This is a genomic window from Streptomyces sp. WG7 (assembly GCF_049975785.1).
In the GTDB taxonomy this organism is placed as follows: Bacteria; Actinomycetota; Actinomycetes; order Streptomycetales; family Streptomycetaceae; genus Streptomyces.
On sequence record NZ_JBNGGE010000045.1, the window covers coordinates 45,076 to 64,959 of the forward strand.

Sequence of the window (19,884 nt, forward strand, 5' to 3'; positions counted from 1 at the left end):
GGGGGCAGGGTGCGACGCATACCGGCGGCGGGCCCGGGGTGCGGAACGAAGCGGCGCCGCGACAGCTGGATGATGGCATCCGGGCCGCGAACGGCGGACGCCGCTGCGGACCGTGGGCGTCACCGCAGTTGGGGGAAAGTTCAGCCGGGTGAACAAGAGGTCCCCGCAAGTGATGCCGGGGTGAATGCCGGGCGGGCGCCACGGACGGGACACGCAGTTCCCGCGCCCCCGCCGGCCGCCGCGGAGGTTCCGCGCCGCGCGGGACAGTTCACCTGAAGATCATTTTCTGTCGGCGGGCACCCCCGGCCGGTCAACTCGCCGTGCTAGACACCCGGATGACAGCCCGTCACCACGGCCCCGGGTCGGCCGGCACGGTGAATGCCGTGGTCACCGGGGTTTTCCCGGTCCGATACCGAGGCCGGGCCACGCTCACCGCTCATCCGCATGCCTGGGAGTTACGCACGTGCTAGACGACCACCCTTGTGGCCTGCCGCTGACCCCGGGACAGTCGGGCGTCTGGTTCGGCCAGCAGCTGGCGCCGGAGAGCCGCGCCTACAACCTCGGCATCTACGTCGACATCGCCGGTCCGCTCGACCTCGCGCTGCTGGCCGAGGCGACGCGCCGCTTCCTCGACGAGGCCGACGGGTTCCGCGTCCGGGTCGGGGAGCACGAGGGCGAACTGCGCCAGTGGGTCGAGCCGACCGGTGCGTGGGAGCAGCTCTTCGTCGACGTGTCGGCCGAGGCCGACCCCGAGGCCGCGGCACACGCCTGGATGAGGGCCGACATGGCGCGCCCGCGCCTCCTGGGCCACCCGCCGAACCTCACGAACGCGGTGATCCGCGTCGCCGGGCAGCGCCACTGGTGGTACACGGGCCTCCACCATCTGATCAGCGACGGGTACGGTGCCGGGATCGCCGTACGGCGTGCGGCGGCCCTCTACACCGCGCTCTCCGAGGGGCGCGAACCCGTGGGGGGCGCCCTGCGGCCGGTCCGGGAACTGCTGGACGAGCAGGCGGCCTACCGGGCCTCGGACGACTTCGGCGCCGACCGGGCGTACTGGCTGGACCGGATGGCCGGCCGGCCCGCACCCGCCGGGCTGGTGGACCGGACCGCGCCGCCTTCCGCCCCGGTGCACCGGCGGACCGCACGGCTGAGCCCCGGGACCGAGTCGGGAATGCGGAAGGTCGCGCGGAGCGGCCGGTCGAGCTGGCCGGCCGCCTTCGTCGCGGGCGTCACCGCCTATCTGCACCGGATGACCGGGGCGGACGACCTGGTGCTGGGCTTCCCGGTCACCGCGCGCGTCGGTTCCGTCGCGGAGACCGCCCCCGGCATGGTGTCCAACGTCGTCCCGCTGCGGCTGAGGGTGCACCCCGGCCTGACGTACGGCGAGCTGACCGCCCGGGTCGCGGCCGAGATGAAGAACGCGGTGCGGCACCAGCGCTACCCGGAGGCCGACCTCGCCCGCGACCTCGGTCTCTCCGCGGGGGGCCGGCTCTACGGGCCGCTCGTCAACGTCATGCCGTTCGGCCAGGACTTCACCTTCGGCGGCCTCCACGGCTCCCTGCACCATCTGGCCGTGGGGCCGGTGTCCGACCTGTCGGTCGCCTGCTACGGCGGGCGCCCGGGACAGCGCGGCGCGATCAAGGTCGCCGTCGACGGGAACCCCGCGCTGTACTCGGCCGGTGAACTGGCCGGACACCACGAGCGGTTCCTGCGGCTGCTGGAGAGGCTCACCGCGGGCGACGACGCCGCCGCGCGGCCGATCGGCCACGGTGACCTGCTCGACGAGGACGAGCGCCGGCGCGTGCTGGGCGGCTGGTCCGGTGGTGCCGGAGCCGTCGGCGATGTCGCCCCCGGCGGGGAACGCGACACGGAAGGCGCCCCGGGGAACGCTCCGGAGCGGGTTTCGGAGGGTGAGCCGGGGAGGGCCCTGGAGCGGGTTTCGGAGGATGAGCCGGAGGGCGCCCCGGAGAGCGACCCGTGGCGGCTGGTCGCGGCGCAGGCGGCCCGCACTCCGGACGCCGTCGCGGTGACCGCCCGGGGAGCGTCCCTGACGTACGCCGAACTGGTCGGCCGGGTGGCCCGGCTGGCCGGTGTCCTGGCCGGTCACGGAGTGGGGCCGGAGGACCGCGTGGCGCTGGCTCTGCCGCGCTCGGTGGACCTGGTGGCCTGCGTGCTGGCCTGCCTGCGTGCCGGCGCCGCCTATCTTCCGCTGGACCTGTCGCACCCGGCGGAGCGGCTGGAGCTCATGGTGGCCGAGGCACGGCCGGCCGTCGTCCTGACGACGGCCGAACTGGCCGAGCGGGTGCCGCCGGGGCCGCGACGCGTGCTGACCGACGGGGCGTGGGACGTCGCTCCCGTCGACGCCCGTACCACTGACCACGCACCTGTTCACGCACCCGGTCGTGCTCCTGCTCATGCCCCTGCTCACGCCTCCGCGGAGGCCGACGTCGCGGCGCCGCCCGCCGCGGTGCACGGTTCGGCCGCCGCCTACGTCATCTTCACCTCGGGGTCGACGGGACGCCCCAAGGGCGTGGTCGTCCCCCGGTCGGGCCTCGCCAACCTGCTGCTGGACATGGCCGGGCGGGCCGGCCTCGGCGCCGGCGACCGCCTGCTCGCCGTGACCACGCTGGGCTTCGACATCGCCAACCTGGAGCTGCTCGCGCCCCTGGTGGCCGGCGCCGCGGTGGTGGTGGCCGGACCCGACGAGACACGCGACCCGGCACGGCTGCGGCGACTGCTGCCGGCCGAGGGCGTCTCGGTGATGCAGGCGACGCCGAGCCTGTGGCAGGCGGTGTCCGCGGAGGTCGCCCCCGCCCTCGGCGGCGTCCGGGTCCTCGTCGGCGGCGAGGCGCTGCCGGCCGCCCTGGCGCGTGAACTCCTCGCGTCCGCCGCGTCGGTGACCAACGTCTACGGACCCACGGAGACGACGGTCTGGTCGACCGCGGCGGACCTGTCCGCCGAGGACGCCGAAGCGGCGACGGTCACCATCGGACGGCCGATCGCCGGCACCGCGGTGTACGTGCTGGACGGGGCGGCGCGACCCGTGCCGCCCGGCGTGGTGGGCGAGCTGTACATCGCCGGCGCCGGACTGGCACGCGGGTACGCGGGACGGCCCGGCCTGACGGCCGAGCGCTTCGTGGCCGATCCCTTCGGCGTCCCCGGCACCCGCATGTACCGGACCGGCGACCTCGTACGGTGGACGCAGGACGGCCGGCTCGCCTACGTGGGCCGGGCGGACCAGCAGGTCAAGGTGCGCGGACACCGTATCGAGCCGGGCGAGATCGAGGCCGTGCTCGAGCGGCAGCCGGGCGTGGACCGTGCCGCGGTCGTGCTCCGCGAGGACACGCCGGGCCGGCGGCAGCTGACGGCGTACCTCGTCCCGGGCACGGAACAGGTGGCAGGCGAAGAGGAGCTGGCCGCGGCGCTGGCGCGGAGCCTCCCCCCGTACATGGTGCCCGCCGCCTTCATGACCCTCCCGGAACTGCCCCTGACGGCGAACGGCAAACTCGACCGCGCCGCGCTGCCCGCGCCGGCGGCGGCCGCCCCCGGTGGCGGCCGGACGCCGCGGAACCCGGCCGAGGAGACCCTCTGCAGGCTCTGCGCCGGCCTGCTCGACACACCGGGCGTCAGCATCGACGACGACTTCTTCGCCCTCGGCGGCGACAGCGTCTCGGCGATGCGCCTGGTCGCCGCCGCACGCCGCGAGGGACTGACCCTCACCCTGCGCGACGTGTTCGAGCACCCGACCGTGGCGGACCTCGCCACCCGCGCGCTCCCGCGGGAGGACGCCACGGGCGACACCTCCCCGGTACCGGAGTCCTCGGACGCCGCCCTGTTCGCCGAGGCGGAACTCCGGCGCCTGCGCGCCCGCTACCCACGGCTCTCGGACGCCCTGCCCCTGACCCCCGTGCAACAGGGCCTGCTGTTCCAGTCCCTGCACGACGCGCAGACCGCCGGGGACGACGACTACACCGTGCAGCTCGGCTTCACGGTCGAGGGCCCGCTGGACGGCCACCGGCTGCGCGCGGCCTGGCACGCCCTGGTGCGCAGGCACCCCGTCCTGCGCTCCGCCTTCGTCGCCGACGCCGCCGACGTACCGGCACAGGTGGTGCTCGACGACGTCGAGCCGCCCTGGCGCGACGTGGACCTCACACAGCCGCCCACGGACACCGACGACCGGGAGCGGGACCGGCGCCTGCGGCGGGTCGCCGCCGAGGAGCGGGCCGGACGCTTCGACCTGGCACGCCCCCCGCTGCTGCGGATCGCCCTGGTGCGGCTCGCCCCCGAGCGGCACGCCGTGCTCTTCACCCACCACCACATGCTGCTCGACGGATGGTCGCTGCCCCTGCTGGGCCGAGAGCTGTTCGCGCTGTACCACGACGAGCCCCTGCCGCCGGTGACCCCGCCCCGCGCGTACCTGTCCTGGCTCGGACGGCAGGACCGCGACGCGGCCCGCGCCGAGTGGAGCGCCGCGCTCGACGGGCTCGACGCACCGACGCTCCTCGTGCCGGACGCCGCCCAAGCGGCGGAGCCGGCGCAGGGCCGGTACACCGTCGACCTGCCGGCCGGCACCACCGACGCACTGCGGGACCTGGCCGCCGCGCACGGCCTCACCCTCAACACCGTCGTCCAGGGCGCCTGGGCCCTCCTCCTGGCCGGGCTGACCGGGCGCGACGACGTCGTGTTCGGCACCACGGTCGCCAGCCGTCCCGCCGAGATCGACGGGGCCGAGTCCATGGTCGGGCTGTTCGTCGACACCGTCCCCGTGCGCGTACGGCTGCGCCCGGCGGACGACCTGCTCGGCGTCCTGCGCGGGATGCAGCACCGGCAGTCGCGCCACACGGCCGCCGCCCACCTGGGCCTGCCGGACATCACCCGCCCGACCGGGCTGGACCGGCTCTTCGACACCGTCCTGACCTTCGAGAACTTCCCCGTCGACCCGGCCGCCTTCCGGCCGGGCCCCGGCCTCGGCATCACCGATCCGCACGTCCACGCGGGCACCCACTACCCGTTGACCCTGCTGGTGGTGCCGGAGACCGCCGGGCTCAGCCTGCGGTTCGGCTACCGGACCGGTGCCTTCTCGCCCCAGGACATCGCCCTCGTCGGTGAACGGCTGGTGCGGTTGCTCCAGGGGCCGGTCGCCGACCCCGACCGGACCGTCGGCGCCGTCGACGTGCTCCTCCCCAAGGAGCGGCGGCAGGTGCTGGCGGAGTGGAACGACACCGCCGTGCCGGTGCCGCCCGTCACCGTGCCCGAACTGGTCGCGGCACGTGCGGCGGCCACGCCCGACGCGACCGCCGTGGTGTACGGGGACGGCGCGGAGGGCACCGAGGAGCTGACGTACGCCGAGTTCGACGCCCGGGTGGCGGCGCTCGCGGCGCTGCTGCGCGAGCGCGGGGCCGTGCCCGAGACCCGGGTGGCCGTCGCCGTGCCGCGCTCGGCGGACCTGCTCGTCGCCGTCCACGCCGTGCTGCGCGCGGGCGCGGTGTACGTGCCGGTGGACCCGGACCTGCCGGCGGAGCGGATCGGGCTGCTGCTGGACGACGCGGCCCCGGCCTGCGTCCTCACCACGCGCGGCCTCGTCGAGCGGTTCCCCCGTCTGGGCGGCCCGGACACGGTCCTCCTCGGGGACGGCGCGCCCGCCGGTGTCGGTGCGGCCCTGTCCTCGCCGGTCCCCGTGGCGCCCGCCTCGGCCGCGTACATGATCTTCACCTCGGGCTCGACGGGCCGCCCGAAGGGCGTCGTCGTCTCCCACGAGGCCATCGCCAACCGGGTGCTGGGCATGCAGCGGGAGTTCGCCCTGACCGCCGACGACCGGGTGCTGCACAAGACGCCCGTCGGGTTCGACGTGTCCGTGTGGGAGCTGCTGTGGCCGCTGACCACGGGTGCCGCGGTGGTCGTGGCACGCCCCGGCGGCCACCGCGACCCGCAGTACCTGGCGGCGGCCGTCGAGACCCACCGGGTGACGACGGTGCACTTCGTCCCGTCGATGCTCCGGGTGTTCCTCGACGTCCTCGACGAGCCCGCCGCGGCCGCGGCGGGGGCCGGGCTGCGGCGCGTGATCTGCAGCGGCGAGGCGCTCCCGGCCGAACTCGCCGACGCCTGCCTCGGCCTCCTCGGCGTTCCGTTGTTCAACCTGTACGGGCCGACCGAGGCGGCCATCGACGTCACCCGGTGGAGCTGCGTCTCCACCGGGGCGGGCACCACGGCGCCTGGCGGGGCGGGCGTCACGGCCCCTGTCGGGGCCGGAGCCACGGTCCCCATCGGTCGTCCGGTGGACAACACCCGGGTGTACGTGCTCGACGCGGCGCTCCGGCCGGTCGCCCCGGGCGTCGCGGGTGAGCTGTACCTGGCGGGACGCCAGCTCGCCCGCGGTTACCCGGCCCTGCCCGGGACGACCGCGCTCCGTTTCGTGGCCGACCCCTTCGGCCCCGCGGGCAGCCGCATGTACCGCACCGGCGACCTGGCGCGGTGGCGCGGCGACGGCACGCTGGAGTACCTGGGCCGGACCGATCACCAGGTCAAGATCCGAGGGGTGCGCGCCGAGCCGGCCGAGATCGAGGGCGCGCTCGCCGGGCACCCGGCGGTGAGCCGGGCCGCGGTGATCGTCCGGGAGGACGAGCCGGGCCGGCGGCAGCTCACCGCCTACGTGGTGCCGGCCGTGCACGGGCGTGACACGGACGGGTCCGGGGCCGAGCAGGTACAGGCAGACGCACAGGCACGGGCACGGGCACAGGTTCAGGAGTGGAACGCCGTCTGGGAGTCGGTCTACGCGCCCGCCGCCCGGACACCGTCCGCACCGAGCACCGCCGCGGAGCTTCCGGCCGGCGAACTCACCGCCTTCGGCGACGACTTCTCCAGCTGGGACAGCAGTTACGACGGCCGGCCCCTCCCGTACCGGGAGATGAGCCTTTGGCGCGACGCGACCGTGGAGCGGATCCGCGCCCTGCGTCCCGTACGCCTGCTGGAGATCGGCGTCGGTGCGGGCCTGCTGCTGTCGCGGCTCGCCGGGGACACCGAGACCTACTGGGCGACCGACTTCTCCGCCGAGGTGATCGGCACACTGCGCGACCGGCTGCCCGGCCACCTCGCCGGCCGCGTCACCCTGCGGCACCAGGCGGCGGACGACACCGAGGGCCTGCCCACCGGGTTCTTCGACACCGTCGTACTGAACTCGGTGATCCAGTACTTCCCGGACGCCGGCTACCTGGACCGGGTGTTCCACGCCGTCGCGCCGCTGCTGGCACCCGGCGGGCGGATCTTCGTCGGTGACGTACGGGACCTGCGGGCCGCCCGCGTCTTCGAGACGGAGAAGCACCTCGTCCGCCTCCCCCCGGGCCGGCGCACCGGCACCGCGGCGCTGCGCCGGTCCGTAGGCCGGGCCCTGCTGAACGAGAACGAACTCCTCGTCGACCCCGCCTGGTTCACCGGACGGACCGGTCCCGACAGCCCCTTCACCGCCGTGGACGTCCAGGTGAAGCGGGGCAGGTACCGCAACGAACTGAGCCGCTACCGCTACGACGTCGTCCTGCACACGGCCCCGGCAGCCGTGGCGGAGCCGCCGGCCGACAGCCACGACGCCGACGCCGGCGACGGCATACACCTGGACGGGCTGCGGCACACCCTGTCCACGGCCCGCCCGGCTCAACTGCGCGTGTCCGGGCTCCCCGACGAGCGCACCGCCCGGCAGGTCCTGGCGGCCGGGCGGCTGGACGAGGGGGCCGAACCCGCCCGCGCCGCGCGCGTCCTCGCGGACGACGTCCCGGTGCCCGGCGCGGTGGACCCCGAGGACCTGTACGCCCTCGCCGGGGAACTGGGCTACCGCGTGGCCGTGGCACCGTCGGTGACCGGCCCCGGCGCGGTGGACGCCGTCTTCCGGCGCACGGACACCCTGGACTCCCCGGCCGGTGAGGCCACCCCGGCCGCCATGAACGGTCAGGCCATCCCGGACGCCATGACCGGTCGGGCCACCACCTCGGGCACCGTGACCGGTGAAGTGCTGTGCGCCTACCAGCCCGCGACGGGGTCCCTCCCGGCCCCGGCACGACGCACCAACGAGCCGGGTCTCGCCCGCAGGCTCACCGCGCTCCCGGCCGAACTGCGGACCCTCGCCGAACGCACCCTGCCGGAGGCCCTCGTGCCCGCCGCCTTCGTGGTGCTGGCGGAGCTGCCGCTCACCGCGAACGGCAAGCTGGACCGCGCCGCCCTTCCGGCGCCGGACTTCGCGGCCGCACCGGACAGCCGGGCGCCGCGCGACGCGACCGAGCAGGCCCTGTGCACCGCCTTCGCCCAACTGCTGGGCCTCCCGCACGTGGGGATCGACGACAGCTTCTTCGGACTGGGCGGCGACAGCGTGCTGGCCATGCGGCTGGTGGGCGCCGCGCGCCGGGCGGGTATCGGCCTGGCCGTCCGTGACGTCTTCGCGCACCCCACCGTCGCGGCCCTCGCCTCCGTGGCGCGGGAGGCCCAGGACACCGGCGCCACCGAAGCGCCGGAAGCGGCGGGCGAGGAGCCCCTGCTGACGCTGCCGGCGCCGGTGCGCGAGCGGCTGACCGCCCCGTACCCGGGCCCGGCTGACATGCCGGTCCTCCCGCTGACACCGTTGCAGGAGGGGCTGCTCTTCGAGTCCCTGGCCGCCGCGCAGGCCCCGCGGGCGGGGGGCGCAGGGGAGACCGGGGAGGACGGCCGGGCCCGGGTGGACGACTACACCGTCCAGCTGTCGCTCACGCTGGAGGGCCCCCTCGACCCGGCCCGGCTGCGCACCGCCTGGACCCGGCTGCTGGCCCGGCACGGCAGCCTGCGGGCCGCCTTCGTGCACGACGCGGACGCGGGCCCGGTGCAGGTCGTCACCGGCGAGGCGGCACCGCCCTGGCGGGAGACGGACCTGTCCACGACCGGCGGGCCGGAGCGGGAGGCGCGGCTCGCCGAGCTGCGGACCGCGGAACGGCAGACCCCGTTCGACCCGGCGCGGCCGCCGCTGCTGCGCGTGGCGCTGGCACGCCTGGCCCCGCACCGGCACACCATGATCGTGACCTACCACCACATCCTGCTCGACGGCTGGTCGCAGCCGCTGCTCCTGAACGAACTGCTGACCGCCTACGCCGAGCCGGACTCCCTCTCCCCGGCGGCGCCCCAGTTCGAGCGGTACCTGTCCTGGCTCGCCCGGCAGGACAAGGACGCGGCACGGCAGGCGTGGCGGCAGGCGCTCGACGGCGCCGAACCGACCCTCGTGGTGCCGGTGACCGGCAGCCGGGCCGACCACGACGACACCGGCAGCCGGGCCGACCACGACGACACCGGCAGTACGGCGTCCGCGGCCGGGCACGAGGTCGTGGAGCGCCTGCTGCCGCCGGACCTGACGTCCCGCCTGACCGCGCACTGCCGCCGCCACGGCCTCACACCGGCCACCCTGGTGCAGGGCGTGTGGGCCACCCTGATCGGCGCGCTGACGGGTCGCGACGACGTCGTCCTCGACGCTCCGAACGCGGGCCGCCCGGCCGACGTCGAGGACGTGGAGTCCGTCATCGGCCTGTTCATCAGCACCGTTCCCGTGCGGGTGCGCCTCGACCCGGTGCTGCCGATGTCCGCCGTCCTGCGCCGGCTCCAGGACGAGCAGTCCCGCCTCGCCGCCCACCAGCACCTCGGACTGCCGGAGATCCAGCGCCAGACCGGTGCCGGAGCGCTCGCCGACACGATGGTGGTGTTCCTCAACTTCCCGCTGGACCCGGCCGTGTTCCGGCCGGCGGACGGCGTCCGTGTCTCCGCCGTCGACGGGGGAGTGGCCACGAACTACCCGCTGCGGCTGCTCGCCGCCCCCGGCGAGCGGATGCACCTCACCCTCGGCTACCACACCTCCGCCTACGACCGGGCCGCCGCCGAAGCGCTCATGGACCGGCTGGTGCGCCTCTTCGAGGAGCTCGGCGACGGCCTGGACCGGCCCGCCGGCCGCGCCGGAGTCCTCACCCCGCGCGAACGCGGCCACCTGCTGACGGCCTGGCAGGGAGCACAGGACGGGACCACGGCGGCCGGCACCGTCACCGGCGTCCTCGAGGACCGGACGGCCACCGCCCCCGACGCCCCGGCGGTCGTCTTCGGGGACGAGTGGCTCACCCACCGCGACCTGCACGCCCGCGCCAACCGCCTCGCCCGCCTGCTCGTCGCCCGGGGCGCCGGCCCCGAACGGACCGTCGCCGTCGCGGTGCCCCGCTCCCCGGACCTGGTGGTGGCCCTGCTGGCGGTCCTCAAGGCCGGCGCGGCGTACCTCCCGGTGGACCCCGGCTACCCGGCGGACCGCATCGCGTACATGCTCGGCGACGCCGGGCCGGTGACGGTGCTGACCACCACCGGGGCGGCCGCGTCGCTCCCCGAGGACGTCCGCTCCGGCGCCGTACGGCTCGACGATCCGGACACCGGACGCGCGCTGCGCGCCCTGCCGGACGGCGACCCCACCGACGACGAGCGCACCGTGCCCCTGACGCCCGGCCATCCGGCCTACGTCATCCACACCTCGGGTTCCACCGGGCGGCCCAAGGCGGTCGTGGTGCCGCACCAGGGAGTCGCCGCCTACTTCTCGTACCTGACGTCCGGGATCGCCCGGCTCGGCCCCGACGACGTCGTGCTCAACCTGGCGTCCGTCTCCTTCGACCCCTCGGTGCGCGACATCCTCGGCACCCTGGCCGCCGGCGGGCGTGTCGTCATGGTGCCGCCCGACGAGGCCAACGACGCCCGCGCCCTCGTCCGCGCCATGCGCCGCCACCGGGTCACCGCGCTGCTCTCCGTCGTACCGTCCCTGCTGGCCGCCCTGGACGAGGAGGCGGCACAGCTGCCCGTCGGCGAACGCCCCTCCCCGCGGTTGGTGATGACCTGCGGCGAAGCGCTCACCGAAAGCCACCTCCGGCAGACGGCCGCCCTCGGCAACCCGCTGGTCGTCAACCAGTACGGGCCCACCGAGGCGACCATGAGCAGCACCTTCCAGGCGGTGGACGAGCCCGGGGCACCGCGGTCCGGCGGGCGCTTCCTGATCGGCCGTCCCCGCCCGGGCGTCCGCGCCTACGTCCTGGACCACCGGCTGCGCATGGTCCCCGCCGAAACGCCCGGCGAGCTCTACCTGGCCGGTCCCGGCGTCACCCGGGGTTACGCGGGCCGCCCGGGTCCGTCCGCCGAGCGCTTCCTCGCCGACCCGTACGGCGGGCCCGGCACCCGCATGTACCGCACCGGCGACCTGGCCCGCTGGACCGCGGACGGCCGCCTGGACCACCTCGGCCGCGCCGACCACCAGGTCAAGGTGCGCGGCCACCGCGTCGAACTCGGTGAGGTCGAGGCGTTCCTGGAGAGCCACGAGGCGGTCGCCCGCGCCGTCGCGGACGTACGCCGGGACACCCCCGACGGCGACCTCCGGCTGGTCGCCTATGTCGTCCCGGAGACCGGAACCGGAACCGTATCCGGAACCGGAACCGTATCCGGAACCGGGCCCGAGAGCGTCCCGTCCCCGGCCGGGCTGCGCCGCCACGCCGCGGCCGGCCTGCCCGGCTACATGGTGCCCTCCGCGTTCGTCGTCCTGGACCGGCTGCCGCTCACCCCCAACGGCAAGGTCGACCGCCGTGCCCTGCCCGATCCCGGTGCCGCCGACGGCTCCGCGGCGGACGGCGGCCGCGCGGCGCGCACGCCGCTCGAGGAAGTGCTGTGCGGCCTGTACGCGCGGCTCCTCGGCGTCGGCCGGATCGGCATCGACGACAGCTTCTTCGAGCTGGGCGGACACTCGCTGCTCGCCACCCGCCTCGTCGCCCACATACGCAACGCGCTCGGCGCCGACCTGCCGGTCCGCGCCGTCTTCGAGGCCCCCACGGTCGCGGAACTCGCCGAACGCGTCACCGCCGCCGCCGGCACCCCGCCCCGTCCCCGCCCCACCGCCGGCCCCAGGCCCGACGAGATCCCGCTGTCCTTCGCCCAGCGCCGCCTGTGGTTCCTGCACCAGCTCGCCGAGGGCGCCACGGACGGCTACCACATGCGGGTGGTGCTGCGGCTGCGCGGCCCCCTCGACCTCCCCGCGCTGCGCGCCGCGCTCGCCGACCTGACCGCCCGCCACGAGGCGCTGCGCACCGTCTTCCCCGACACCGACGGCCGCCCCCGCCAGGAGATCCTGGACGCCGATGCGGAGCCGACCCGCCCGGAACCGGTCGCGGTCCGCGTCGCGGAGGCCGACCTGACCGCCGAGTTGGAGCGGACCGTCCGCCGGCCCTTCGACCTGGCCACCGAGATCCCGCTGCGGGCGGCCCTGTTCGAGCTGGGGGAGGACCACCACGTCCTGGCACTGGTGCTGCACCACATCGCCGCCGACGGCTGGTCGTTCGGACCGCTGGCGGCCGACCTGTCCACCGCCTACCGCAGCCGTACGCGGGGACGGGCGCCCGACTGGGCCCCGCTGCCCGTCCAGTACGCCGACTACAGCCTGTGGCAGCACGACCTGCTCGCCGACGACGGCGCGGACGGCGTGACGGGCCGCCAGCTCGCGCACTGGCGGCAGCGGCTCGCGGACCTGCCGGACCGCATCGACCTGCCCGTGGACCCCACCGCCGTCACGTCCGGCGTCCCCGGCACCGACGCACCCGATGCCACCGCCCTCGTCGCACCGGGTGACTCCACCGGCACCGCACCCGGCGGCTCGTACCTCTTCCGCATCCCGGCACCGCTCCACGCCCGCCTGGCGGAGCTGGCCCGCGAGCACTCCGCCACCGTCTTCATGACGCTCCAGGCCGCCCTCGCCGCGCTGCTGACCCGCCTCGGCTCCGGTACGGACATCCCGCTCGGCACGGCCGTGGCCGGGCGCGGTGACGAGGTGCTGGAGGACCTCGTCGGATGTTTCGTCAACACGCTCGTCCTGCGCACCGACACCAGCGGCGACCCGGACTTCCGCGAGCTGCTGCGGCGGGTGCGGGAGACCGACCTCACCGCCTACGCACACCAGGACGTGCCCTTCGAGCGCCTCGTCGACGACCTGGACGTGACCCGCTCCCTGGACCGCAACCCGCTGTTCCAGGTGATGCTGGCCGCCCAGCCCGAGCTCACCCGCGACGCCGTCGAACTCCCCGGCCTCACCGCCGAGCCGATCCGCGTCGGCGCCGCCACCGCCCGCTTCGACCTCTCCTTCAACATGGCCGAACACCACACCCCCGAAGGCGCTCCAGACGGGATCGCCGGCCGTGTCGAGTACCGCGCGGACCGCTTCACCCCCGCGACGGTACGGCTCCTCACCCGGCGCTGGACCCGGCTCCTGGAGTCCTTCGCCGACGACCCGGACCTCACCGTGTCCCGGGCCGCCACCACCGCCGCCGACGAACGCCGGCGGGTACTCACCGACTGGAACGACACCGCCATGGACGTCCCGTCCGCCACCGTGCCCGAACTCCTCACCGACCGCGTCGCGCGCACCCCGCACGCCGAGGCCGTCGTCTGCGGTGCCGACCGGCTCACCTACGCGCAGCTGGACACCCGCGTCGACGCCCTCGCCCGCCGCCTGCGCGCGGCCGGGGCCCGACCGGAGCGCCGCGTCGCGGTGCTCGTCCCGCGCTCGACCGGCCTGCCCGTGGCCCTGCACGCGGTCCTGCGCACCGGTGCCGCCTACGTGCCCGTGGACCCCGACCTCCCGGCCGAGCGCATCGCCCTGCTGCTCGCCGACACCGACCCGGTGTGCGTGGTGACCACGGAGGAGACGCGCGGCCTGCTGCCCTCCGCCGTGCCGGCCCCGGTCCTGCCGCTCGACGGGCCGCCCGGACCGCAGGACGACGCCTCCGGGCCCGCCGCCGGGTTCGCCGCGCCGCACCGCGACAGCACCGCCTACGTCATCCACACCTCCGGCTCGACGGGGCGTCCCAAGGGCGTCGCCGTCCCGCACCGGGCCGTCGTCAACCGTCTGCGGGGCATGCAGGAGCAGTACGGTCTCCAGTCCGACGACCGGGTGCTGCACAAGGCCTCCGCCGGATTCGACGTCTCCGTGTGGGAGCTGTTCTGGCCGGTGCTCGCCGGCGCCGCCGTGGTCGTCGCCGAGCCCGAGGCGCACCGCGACCCCGCCCGGCTCGCCGAGCTGATACGGGACCGGTCCGTCACCACCGCGCACTTCGTGCCGACCGTCCTGCGCGCCTTCCTGGACCAGCCGGCCGCCGCCGGCTGCACCGGGCTGCGCCGGGTGTTCTCGGGCGGCGAGGCCCTGCCCGCCGACCTCGTACGGCGCTTCCACGACGTGCTCGGCGCCTCGGGCGTGGCTCTGTTCAACCAGTACGGTCCCACCGAGGCCACCATCGACGTCACCTGGTGGCGCTGCCCCGCCGGCCCCGAGGGCCCGCCGCCGCTCGGCCGGCCGGTCGCCAACACCCGCCTGTACGTCCTCGACGCGGCCCTGGAGCCGGTGCCGCCGGGCGCCTCCGGCGAGCTGTGGATCGCCGGCGCCCAGCTGGCCCGCGGCTACCTGGGCCGCCCCGGCGCCACGGCGGAGAGCTTCGTCGCCGACCCCTTCGGCCCGCCCGGCACCCGGATGTACCGCAGCGGCGACCTCGCCCGCTGGACGGAGAACGGCGAACTGGAGTACCTGGGCCGCGTCGACGACCAGGTCAAGGTCGGCGGCGTACGCGTCGAGCCGGGCGAGGCCGCGGCCGCGCTCGGCGAGCAGGAGGGCGTGAGCGCCGCCGTGGTCGTGGCCCACGAGGCTCCCTCCGGAGGCCGGCGCCTGGTCGGCTACGTCGTGCCCGAGCACGGGCGCACCCTGGACGGCGGACAGGTGCGCCGCCGGGCCGCCGACACCCTGCCCGAGTACCTGGTCCCCGCCGAGATCATGGTGCTCGACACCCTCCCCGTCACCCCCAACGGCAAGCTGGACCGCGCGGCCCTGCCCGTGCCCGACCCCACCGGCACGACGGACGGAGGACGCGCCCCGCGCACCCCGGCCGAGGAGACCCTCCGCGGCATCTTCGCCGAACTGCTCGGCGTCGACGCCGGGAGCGTGGGCACGGACGACGGGTTCTTCGCCCTGGGCGGGGACAGCATCATGTCGATCCAGCTGGTCAGCCGGGCACGGCGGGCCGGTCTCGTCCTCACCCCGCGCGACGTCTTCACCCACCAGACGGTGTCCGCACTCGCGCGGGTCGGCGGACGGGCGGACGACCGCCCGGCCGCCCGCGCCGAGGACGACGGGACCGGACCCGTCGAACTCACCCCGATCGTCCACCGGTTGCGCGAGCGCCGCGGACCCGTCGACGCCTTCCACCAGTCGGTGCTGCTCCAGGTCCCGGCCGGGCTGGGGGAGGAGCGGCTCACGGCGGCGGTGCGGGCGCTGCTGGACCACCACGACGCCCTGCGGCTGCGGCTGACCCGGACGGCGGGCGGACTGGTCTGGGCGTTGGGGGTGGGTGAGCGGGGTTCGGTGGACGCTGCCGGGTCCGTCCGCCGGGTTCCTCTCGCCGATGCCGTTGTGGCGGAGGAGGCGCGGGCGGCGGTGGCGCGGCTGGCGCCGGAGTCGGGCGTGATGGTGCAGGTGGTGTGGTTCGACGCGGGCGCGGAGATGCCGGGCCGGTTGCTGGTGGTGGTGCACCACCTGGCGGTGGACGGGGTGTCGTGGCGGGTCCTGCTGCCGGACCTGCGGCAGGCGTGGGAGTCGGTGGCGGCCGGTGGGCCGGTGCGGCTGGACCCGGTGGGCACGTCGTTCCGGCGCTGGGCGGGACTGCTCGGCGAGCGGGCGCAGGACCCGGCGCTGCTGGAGGAACTCCCCTACTGGACCGACACGTTCGCGGCCCCGGAGCCGCCGCTCGGTTCCCGCCCGCTGAACCCCGTGCAGGACACGGTGGGCACGGCGCGGCAGCTCACGGTGACGCTGCCCGGGGCGCACACGGCTCCGCTGCTGTCGTCCGTCCCGGCCGCCCTGCACGGCGGGGTCAACGACGTGCTGCTGGGCGCGCTGGCCCTCGCGGTGCGCCAGTGGCGCGAGGCGCGGGGCGTGGACGCCGACGGCGGGGTGCTGGTCGACCTGGAGGGCCACGGCCGTGACAGCGACCGGCCGGACGTGGACCTCTCCCGCACGGTGGGCTGGTTCACCCGCGTCCACCCCGTACGGCTCGACGCCACGGGCGACGATCCCGTGGACGCCGCCAAGCAGGTCAAGGAGCAGCTCGGCCGGGTGCCGGGCCAGGGCTTCGGCCACGGCCTGCTGCGCTACCTCAACCCGCAGACGGCCCCCCTCCTGACGCACTGCGCCCGGCCGCAGATCGGCTTCAACTACCTCGGCCGTACGACCACGTCCCTGGACTCCCAGGCCCCGTCCGGGTCCGGAGGGGCCGACGGAAGCGCCGACTGGACGGTGGCCGACGACGCGCACGGACTGGGCGCCGGCACCGACCCCGCCACCCCGCTGCTGCACGCGCTCGACGTCAACGCGGTCGCGGTCGACGGCGCGGACGGCCCGGTGCTGTCGGCGACGTTCGCGTGGGCGGGCGGTCTGCTCGACGAGGCGGAGGTGCGGGAGCTGGCCGAGCGGTGGCTGCGGGCACTGGAGACCCTCGCGGCCACGGATGCCGGGGCAGGCGGGCACACGCCGTCCGACTTTCCCCTCGTACCCGCCCTGACCCAGGAGCAGGTGGAAGCCCTGGAGGCCGCGTACCCCGGCCTGGAGGACGTCCTTCCGCTCTCCCCGCTCCAGCAGGGCCTGCTCTTCCACGCCGTCTACGACGGTGGCGAGAGCGACGTCTACACCCCGCAGCTCTGCCTGGACCTCGAAGGTCCGCTCGACGCGGACGCGCTGAAGGCCGCCTGTACGGCGCTGCTGGCCCGGCACGCCAACCTGCGGGCCGCGTTCGTCCACGACGTCACGGACACCCCCGTCCAGGTGATCGCCCGCGATCCCCGACTCCCGTGGCTGACGGCCGACCTGAGCGCCCTGCCCGACACCGCGCAGGCCGCGGAGAGCGACCGGATCGCGGACGCGGAGCTCGCCGAGCGCTTCGACCCGGCGCGCCCGCCGCTGCTGCGGGCCGCCCTGCTCCGCCTCGGCGACGAACGCCACCGACTCGTCCTGACACACCATCACCTCCTGCTGGACGGCTGGTCGGTGCCCGTCCTGGCCCGTGATCTGTTCGCCCTGTACGCGGCCGGGGGACCGGCGGTCACGCTGCCCCGGGTCGCCCCGTACGGCGACTACCTGCGCTGGCTGGCCGCGCAGGACCGCGACGACGCGCACGCCGCCTGGGCGCGGGCCCTGGACGGGGTGGACGAGCCCACACTCGTCGCCCCCGCCGTCTCCGACCGGCCGGCGCCGGCCGCCCGCCCCGGACGGGTGCACCCCGAGCTCCCCGAGGGCCTCGCCACCCGCCTCGTCACGTGGGCCAGGTCCCGCGGGCTCACCGTCAACACGGTCCTCCAGGGCGCCTGGGCGCTGCTGCTGTCCCGGCTGACCGGCCGTGACGACGTGGTCTTCGGCACGACGGTGTCCGGCCGGCCGCCGGAGGTGCCCGGCATCGAGACCATGGCGGGCCTGTTCATCAACACCCTGCCCGTCAGGGCGCGGCTGGACCAGGACCGGACCCTCGAGGAACTGCTGCGCGGCCTCCAGGACGAGCAGGCCGGGCTGATGGCCCACCAGTACCTCGGTCTGAGCGACATCCAGAGCCTCGCGGGCCTGCCCCGGCTGTTCGACTCGGCCATGGTCTACGAGAACTATCCGGTCGACGAGAAGGCCACGGCCCTCACCGGCACCTCCCTCACCCTCACCCGCGCGGAGACCCGGGAGGCCGCCCACTACCGGCTCATGCTGATCGCCGCACCGCGCGAGCAGGGGGTGTCCCTGCGCATCGAGTACGCGCCCGCCGCGTTCGGCGACGAGGAGGCACGCGTGCTGGCCGACCGGTTCGTGCGCGTGCTGCGGGCGTTCGTGGACGCCCCCCACCGGCCCGCCGGCACGGTGGACGTGCTGTCGCAGGAGGAGCGGCACCGCATCCTGGCCGACTGGAACGACGTCGACGCGGACACGACGAGGGACGCGGCGAGTGTCGTCGAGGCGTTCGCGTCGCAGGTGGCGCGTACGCCGGAGGCCGTGGCCGTCCGCTGGGACGGCGGTGTGCGGACGTACCGGGAACTCGACGAGCGGGCGGACCGCCTGGCGGCGCGGCTGGTGTCCCTGGGGGTGCGGCCGGAGGAGCGCGTCGCCCTGCTGATGGAGCGTTCACCGGAGACCGTGACGGCGATCCTGGGCGTGCTGAAGGCCGGAGCGGCCTACGTGCCCCTCGCCCCCGACCTGCCCCGGACCAGGCTGGACGAGATGCTGCGGCAGACCGGGGCGTCGGTGGTCGTCACCGACGAGACCCACCGGGGCACCGCGCCCGGCCTGCTGCCCCGAGCCACCCACTTCTTGGCGGTGACCGGCGACGACCCGCGACACGACGACCCGCGACAGGACCCGGCCGTCGTGCCTCCCGTGGTGCGCCCCCACCCGGACAACGCCGCCTACGTGATGTTCACCTCCGGCTCCACCGGAGAGCCGAAGGGCGTCACGGCCACCCACCGCGGCGTGGTGAGCCTGGCCACGGACCGTCACTGGACGAGGACGGCGACCGATCGCCCCGTCCGGACGTTGCTGCACTCGCCGTACGGCTTCGACCCGTCCACCTGCGAGCTGTGGACGCCCCTGCTGAACGGCGGGGAGGTCGTGGTGGCCCCGCCCGGCGAGCCCGACGTGGCGGCCATCGCCAGGGCGGTCCGCGAGCACGAGGTCACCCTTCTCCTGCTGACGGCCGGGCTCTTCCGCGTCGTGGCCGAAGAGGACCCGGGCTGCCTCGCCGGCGTCCGCGAGGTGATGGTCGGCGGCGACGTCGTCACCGCCGCGACCGTCCGCCGGGTGCTGGAGCACTGCCCCGACACCGTGGTCACCGACGCGTACGGCCCGACCGAGATCACCGTGTACGCCACCGCCCACACCATGGCCGGCCGGCGTTCGGTGCCGTCGACCGTGCCGATCGGCCGTGCCCGTGACGGCATGCGGGCCTATGTGCTCGACGGCCGGCTGCGACCGGTGCCGCCCGGGGCGCCGGGGGAGCTGTACATCGCCGGCGACGCCCTGGCGCGCGGCTACCTGAACTGGTTCGCGCAGACGGCGGAACGGTTCGTCGCCGATCCGTTCGGTCCGGCCGGTACCCGCATGTACCGCACGGGCGACCTGGTGCGCTGGACCCCGGGCGGAGTGCTGGAGTTCCTCGGGCGGGCCGACCACCAGGTCAAGATCCGCGGCTTCCGCATCGAACTCGGCGAGATCGAGGCGGCCCTCGGCGAGCAGGACGACGTGGCCGACTCCGTCGTCCTCGTGCACCGGGCGCCCTCCGGAGCCAAGCACCTGGCCGGCTATGTCGTGCCCGAACCGGGCCGCACCCTCGACACCGACCGGCTGCGCGCCCTGATCGCCGAGCGGCTGCCCGAGTACGCGCTCCCGAGCACCCTGCAGGTCCTGGACGCACTGCCGCTGACCCGGCACGGGAAGCTGGACCGCACCGCCCTCCCGGTGCCGCACCCGCAGGGCGCGGGCAACGGCAGGGAACCCCGCACGGAACGGGAGCGGCTGCTCTGCGCCCTCTTCGCCGAGGTGCTGGGCGTGGAGCGGGTCGGCGCGGACGACGGGTTCTTCGCGCTGGGCGGGGACAGCATCATGTCGATCCAGCTGGTCAGCCGGGCACGGCGGGCCGGTCTCGTCCTCACCCCGCGCGACGTCTTCGAGCGGCAGAACCCCGCCGCACTGGCACACGTGTGCCGCGACGCCGACGGCCCCGCCCCCACGGCGGAGGACGACGGTACGGGTCCGGTCGAGGCGACTCCGGTGATGCGCTGGCTGCGGGAGTGGCGGGGCACGGCGGAGGG

At 75.6% G+C, this 19,884-nt stretch carries 1 protein-coding gene; it reads left to right on the forward strand.

Going from position 1 to position 19,884, the window contains the following annotated elements; translation table 11 throughout:
* Positions 1-463: 463 nt before the first annotated feature.
* Positions 464-19,884, forward strand: a 19,421-nt coding sequence (locus ACP4J0_RS31240) for an amino acid adenylation domain-containing protein (RefSeq protein ID WP_426602079.1), incomplete at its 3' end; no start/stop codon positions are given.